The organism is Collinsella sp. TM09-10AT, assembly GCF_003436275.1.
Lineage (GTDB): Bacteria > Actinomycetota > Coriobacteriia > Coriobacteriales > Coriobacteriaceae > Collinsella.
Map to the genome: position 1 here is coordinate 1 of NZ_QSOP01000036.1, position 6,098 is coordinate 6,098.

At 58.0% G+C, this 6,098-nt stretch carries 5 protein-coding genes; all 5 read left to right on the top strand.

What is annotated here, in order from left to right; all coding sequences use genetic code 11:
- The first annotated feature begins 385 nt into the window (after positions 1–385).
- The gene (locus DXD77_RS09975) at positions 386–2,281 is read left to right on the top strand and encodes a BglG family transcription antiterminator (protein WP_117648558.1); all 1,896 of its coding nucleotides are present in this window, start codon (positions 386–388) and stop codon (positions 2,279–2,281) included.
- A 119-nt stretch (positions 2,282–2,400) separates the two neighbouring features.
- Complete coding sequence (locus DXD77_RS09980) at positions 2,401–2,727, top strand: PTS lactose/cellobiose transporter subunit IIA (protein WP_117648559.1); 327 nt, start codon at positions 2,401–2,403, stop codon at positions 2,725–2,727.
- Positions 2,728–2,773: 46 nt separating this feature from the next.
- Positions 2,774–3,067, top strand: coding sequence for a PTS sugar transporter subunit IIB (locus DXD77_RS09985; RefSeq protein ID WP_117648560.1), 294 nt, complete (start codon positions 2,774–2,776; stop codon positions 3,065–3,067).
- Positions 3,068–3,076: 9 nt separating this feature from the next.
- Positions 3,077–4,426: a PTS sugar transporter subunit IIC gene (locus DXD77_RS09990; RefSeq protein ID WP_117648561.1), complete on the top strand. Its 1,350-nt coding sequence runs from the start codon at positions 3,077–3,079 to the stop codon at positions 4,424–4,426.
- A 1-nt stretch (position 4,427) separates the two neighbouring features.
- On the top strand, positions 4,428–5,882 hold the full coding sequence (locus DXD77_RS09995) for a family 1 glycosylhydrolase (protein ID WP_255413168.1): 1,455 nt from the start codon (positions 4,428–4,430) through the stop codon (positions 5,880–5,882).
- The last annotated feature ends 216 nt before the right edge of the window (positions 5,883–6,098 follow it).

Consider the following 6,098-nt stretch of genomic DNA (forward strand, 5'->3'; position numbering starts at 1 on the left):
ACTAGCCTCTCTTCATGAGCCCCGCAGTCCGCTCCGACTGCGGGGCTTTTGCTATTCACCTAGTCATTGGGGACAAACCCGGCACTTGGGGACGGTCCTTTCCTGCCGGCAGCTTGGGACAGTCCTTAATAGTCATTGGGGACGTTCTTAAACGACTAGTCAAACAAGAACGTCCCCAATGACTACTCATTTAAGTCTGTCCCCAATGACTGCACAATGGCTGGGAAGGCGCATCCCACACCGACGCATTGCCTTCGGGCCCTTTCCCCAGGCTCTCCATAGCTCAGCTGAACTCCCCGCAACCTGTTCCGGGTTGGCGGAACGAGCGCGACGTGGAGTGTCATTCTTTACCGCGTTAGACTAGACGCAGGGAAAGGAGGAGGACATGGATGCTCGCGTCAAGCAGCTTGTAAATATGATCGAGGACGCTCAGCCTGTCGCTGTCGCGGTACTTGCCAAGCGTCTCGAGGTAAGCGAGCGCGCCGTGAGAAACTATATCCATCGCGCAAACGACAGCCTTGCAGGGGTTGCACGCATCGTTGGCAGCAAGGGGCAGTATCGTATCGATGTTGCACGTGCAGATGAGCTTGCTCGCTTGCTAGACGGTGCGGCTCTGGCCCATCCGGGCATTCCTGATACGCGCGATGGCCGTGTGTCCTTCCTTCTTAACGACCTCCTCATGCGGTCCCAGTGGGTGACGATTGAGGAGTATGCGGATTTACTCTACGTTTCGGCGCGGACTCTGTCCAATGACATGCGTCTGGTAGAGCAGAAACTCGCCCAATTTGACTTAACGCTCGAAAAGCGCCCACGCTACGGAATCCGCGTTGCGGGCGGGGAGTCACAACGGCGCCTGTGCCTGGCCTCGCTGGTGAGGCCCGTGTTGCCCGACACCGACGATGCAAAGCTCGCCGAGCGCCTGCGGGCCATCGCCGCATGTGTGGACGATGCCCTGACGGCCTCGCCCGTCACGGTGAGCTCGCTGGCATCCCGCAATCTCATCATGCATCTTTACATTGCTCTTGGCCGCATCGAGCAGGGCTGCTATGTCCCAGCTGCAGAATCGGACGTTCAAAAACTGGAGGGAACGCGCGAATACGCCGCGGCTTTCCAGATTGCCGCAAACATCAAGGATGCCCTGGGCGTGAGCATGCCCCGAGAAGAGGTTGCCTTTATCGCAATCCATTTGCTCGGCAGGGGCACGGGCGTGCCCGAGAAGGGCTCTGCCGTTATCTCGGACGAGATGTGGGAGATTGCTTCCGAGATGGTACGTGCGGTCAACGATGAGTTTAGGTTTGACTTTAGCGGCGATCTTGAACTTCGCATGAACCTTGCTCGGCATATCGGCCCTCTGGGCTATCGCCTTGAATATCACATGCATATGGATAACCCCATGCTGCCCGATATCAAGACGAGGTTTCCGTTGGCCTATTCGATGGCAGCTGGCACCTCGCAGGTACTCGAGCGTCATTTTGGCAGCCAGCCCTCTGATGAAGAGCTCGGCTACATCGCCATGGCATTTGCCCTGGCCCTCGAGCAGCAAGCCGACCAGCCGCGTCGCAAGCGCATCCTGATCGTGTGCGCCTCGGGAGCGGGAAGCGCCCGTATGCTCGAGCACCAGTACCGCAAGCAGTTTGGCATGTATATCGATTCGATTGAGACATGCGATGTCGCCCGCGTGGGAACGTTCGATTTTTCGCACATCGACTACGTGTTCACAACGGTGCCGCTCAACGTCAAGTTGCCCGTGCCCGTCCGCGAGGCCGATTTCTTCTTGGAGACGAGCGATGTCAACGCTATCCGCAAGGTGCTGAGCGACGACACTGCGCAATCGGACTCCGTAAGCTCTTTCTTTAGCCGTGCCCTGTTCTTCAACCGCGTTGAGGCACCGTCGAAGCAGGCCGTTCTCCGATATCTCTCCGAGCGCGCCGTCGAGAGCGGCCGTGTCGATGCCCAGTTTGCCCAAGAGGTCGCCGAGCGCGAGAGCGCGAGTGCCACCTCGTTTGGCAATGGGGTAGCCATGCCCCATGGGATGCATCCCTTGAGCGCCGAGGCCTTTGTTACCGTGGGCCTGCTCGAACATCCCATTCTTTGGGACGAATACGGCCATGAGGTCGATATCGTCTTTATGGTGTCGTTTGCCCGGTCGGGCGGCGATGAGGCGCGGATCTTGAGCTCACTGCTCGCCGAGATCTTTATGGACCGCCAGGGGGTCGAGCGCCTACGCGAGCGCCGGTCCTGGCATGAGCTGATGGCGCTTGTGCAAGCGCATACGGCTTAAGACTTCTTTTGTCGATAACCCTGTCTGTCTACCTGTAATAAACCTCGAGGATTGCGGGCGGGAGATAGGCGTTTCGAATATTCAAGTACAAACCAAACATCACGGGAGAGGAGACCGTTATGGACGATCAGGGAACCGAGATGGTTTCGTTTCAGCTGGTCGCTGCAGCGGGAGAGGCACGCAGCCTTGCCTTCGAAGCCCTTGAAAAGGCAAAAGCGGGGGATTTTGACGCCGCCGCCAAACTCATGAAGCAGTCAAAGGATGCGGGAATCAAGGCTCACCACATCCAAACGCAGCTGCTTTCGACTGAGGCAGCGGGCGAGCATCTGTCGGTGGATGTGTTGCTGGTCCATGCTCAGGACCACCTCATGTGCTCCATGCTTGCTCAGGAGCTCGTGCAGGAGCTGATCTGCCTGTATGAGTGCACTGCAACCAAGAACGCCTAGCGGCGTGCGGTGACTATCCAACCAATCAATGCGAAGGGAATCCCTTATGAAGATCCTTCTTGTTTGCGCAGCTGGTCTGTCTACAAGCATTCTGATGAAGAAACTCGAGAAATATGCGGAGCAAAACGGCATCGAGCTCGATATCGATGCGGTGGGTATCGGCGAGTATCAGGAGACGTGCGCCAATTATGACGTGCTGCTCTTGGGGCCGCAGGTGTCCTACCAGCTCAACACCGTCAAGCAGGGGAGCGGTAAGCCGACCGCGGTCATCCCCGCACAGGACTACGGCATGGGCAACGCCGCCAACGTGCTGGCACTCGCCCAGTCGCTGTTGGGTTAGGAGGCAACCATGGAGAAGTTCATGACCCTGCTTCAGGAAAAACTGACCCCTATCGCCAATTTCTGCGGCACCGAGCGCCACTTTGCCTCCATGCAAAAGGGCTTTATGAGCGCGATCAGCTTCATCTTGGTATCTGCCGTCTTTATGATCCTCGCCAACCCGCCGGTCACGGCCGACCTGGTGGCGCAGGGCGGGTTCTGGTCCGTCTTTGGCCCTTGGCTCGATTTTGCGACGGCCAATAAGCTCACGCTGCTCATCCCCTTCAATATGACGATGGGCATACTGTCGGTGATCGTGACGTTCGCAATCGCCTATAACCTGGCGGGCACCTACAAGATGCCCAAGCTTAACGCCGGCATGACCTCGCTGGTGATGTTCCTGATCGCCGCGGCGCCGTCGTCCTACTACCAGCTTGCTGACGAGTCCGTGCTCCAGGCGGTCCCCTGCACCTATCTGGGTGCGCAGGGCCTGTTTACCGCCATCATCGTTGCCTTGGTCTCCGTCGAGGTCACGCGCTTCTGCCAGACCAAGGGCATCACCATCAAGATGCCCGATGGCGTGCCGCCGTTTTTGTCCGAAACCTTTGGCGCCATCGTACCTATGCTCGCCAACATCCTCATCTTCTTTGGCGGCAACCTGCTGATCCAGATGATCGATCCCGCGCTGTCCATCCCCTCGGTTATCGAGAAGCTGCTCGCTGCCCCGCTTTCCGTCGCAGTTGACTCTGTGCCCGGCGCACTGCTTATCTGCTTCATGACGCTGCTGTTTTGGTGCTTTGGCGTCCACGGCAACATGATCGTAATGCCCATCACCGCCCCGGTCTCGCTTGCCGCCTTTGCCGCCAACGCCTCGCTCTATGCTGCCGGGCAGCCGCTTGAGTTCCACCCGGTGCTCATGTCGTTGGCCATCAACCTCATCGGCGGCACGGGTAATACGTTCTCTTTTGTGGCGCTCTGCGCGTTTAGGGCAAAGTCGCAGCAGCTCAAGGCATTTGGCAGGGCATCGATCGTGCCGAGCTTCTTCCGTATCTCCGAGCCCGCGATCTTCGGCGCGCCCATCATCTTCAACCCGATCCTCATGATTCCGTTTGTGCTAGGCGGCATGATCTCGGCCCTGCTGTATTGGGGTGCGGTCTCACTGGGTCTTGTCTCTAACTTCTACATCTTGGTGAGCGGCACGTTCCCCATCTTCGTTCAGGGCTTTGTCCAGTGCCTCGACCCGCGCATCTGGGTGTTTACGATCGTTTTGATCGTGGTCATGGCTGTGGTCTGGTACCCGTTCTTTAAGGTGTACGATAACCAGCTCCTGGCTCAGGAGCAGGAGAACGCCGCGGTAGCTTCTGCCGAGGATGCTGAGTAGCATGAGTTACTTTGACAGAACGTCTGCCGCCGGTATGCCCGAGGGCTTTTTGTGGGGTGGTGCCCTCGCCGCCAACCAGGCCGAAGGGGGCTGGAACGAGGGCGGCCGCGGCATGTCGCACTCCGACCTGATCCCACAGGGTTCCGACCGCTGGGATGTAATGTTTGGCAGGCAAAAGCCCGTGGACGATCCGGACAGGCTGTATCCATGCCGCTGGGGCAACGACTTCTTCCATCATTGGCACGAGGATGTCGAGCTCTTTGCCGAGATGGGCTTTAAGTGCCTGCGTCTTTCAATTTGCTGGAGCCGTATTTTTCCCACAGGGATGGAGACCGAGCCCAACGGCGAGGGCTTGGAGTTTTACCGTCAGGTATTCGAGGCGCTGCGCGAGCATGGAATCGAGCCGCTTGTGACGCTGTCGCACTACGACTATCCGTTGGCTCTGGTCGAGCGCTATGGTGGCTGGCAAAGCCGAGAGATGATCGAGCGGTATGCGCACTACGTCGAGACCGTCGGACGCGCGTACCAGGGCCTCGTGCGTTATTGGCTTACGTTCAACGAGATCAACAGCGTGGCGCTGTCCTATCTCAACGCGGGTGTCACGCTCGAGGATGAGCGTGACCGTGCAGCCGTGACCGCGGCGTTCTCGCACCATATGTTTATGGCGAGCGCTCGCGCTGTCGAGATTCTGCACAAGATCGATCCCGCAAACAAGGTGGGTTGCATGGTCGCTGCCGGTGCGACCTATCCGTACCGTTGTGCGCCCGAGGACGTATGGCTTGCGTATGAGGAGGACCGCGGCCGCTACTTCTACACAGACGTGATGGCTGCGGGCGCCTATCCTGCTTGGAAGCTGCGTGCACTCGAGAAAGAGGGTGTTCACGTGCCCTTTGAGCCGGGCGATACGGAGTATCTGGCAGAGCATACGGTCGACTTCATCTCGTTCTCGTACTATTGCTCGCGCTTGGTGTGCGCCGATGATCAGGTGATCGCCGAGAAGGCGGAGGGCAACGTGTTCCCGACGCTGCGCAATCCGTACCTCAAGGATAAAGAGACTGCCTGGAAGTGGCAGATCGATGCGCTGGGTTTGCGCGTGACGCTTGCCGGCTACCACGATCGTTACCATCTTCCGCTCTTTATCGCCGAGAACGGTGTGGGCGGACTCGATGCGCTGGAAGACGGCAAAGTCCACGATGCGTATCATATTGATTACCTGCGAAGGCATATTCTTGCGCTGCGCGATGCAATTGTCGAGGACGGTGTTGACCTGATGGGATACACGCCGTGGGGCTGTATCGATTTGGTGTCTGCCTCGACGGGGCAGATGAAGAAGCGCTATGGCTTTGTTTATGTTGATGCCGATGATATGGGCAAAGGCACGTTCGATCGCTACCGAAAGGACAGCTTCTGCTGGTACCAAAAGGTCATTGCATCAAATGGCGAGGACTTGAGTTAACCCTTGCAAGCCTGCTGCCCCCGTGGCCCGTTTCGGCCGCGGGGGCTTTTGTTATTTACCTAGTCCCCGATGAGACCCTCATTCTGTGGGTAGTCATTGGGGACGTTCTTAAAAGACTAGTCATTTAAGTCTGTCCCCAATGACTGCGGAAACCCGGCACTTGGGGACGTTCCTTTTAATATGAGCAGGACATTGTCAAGAGGCAAAATCGGGCCT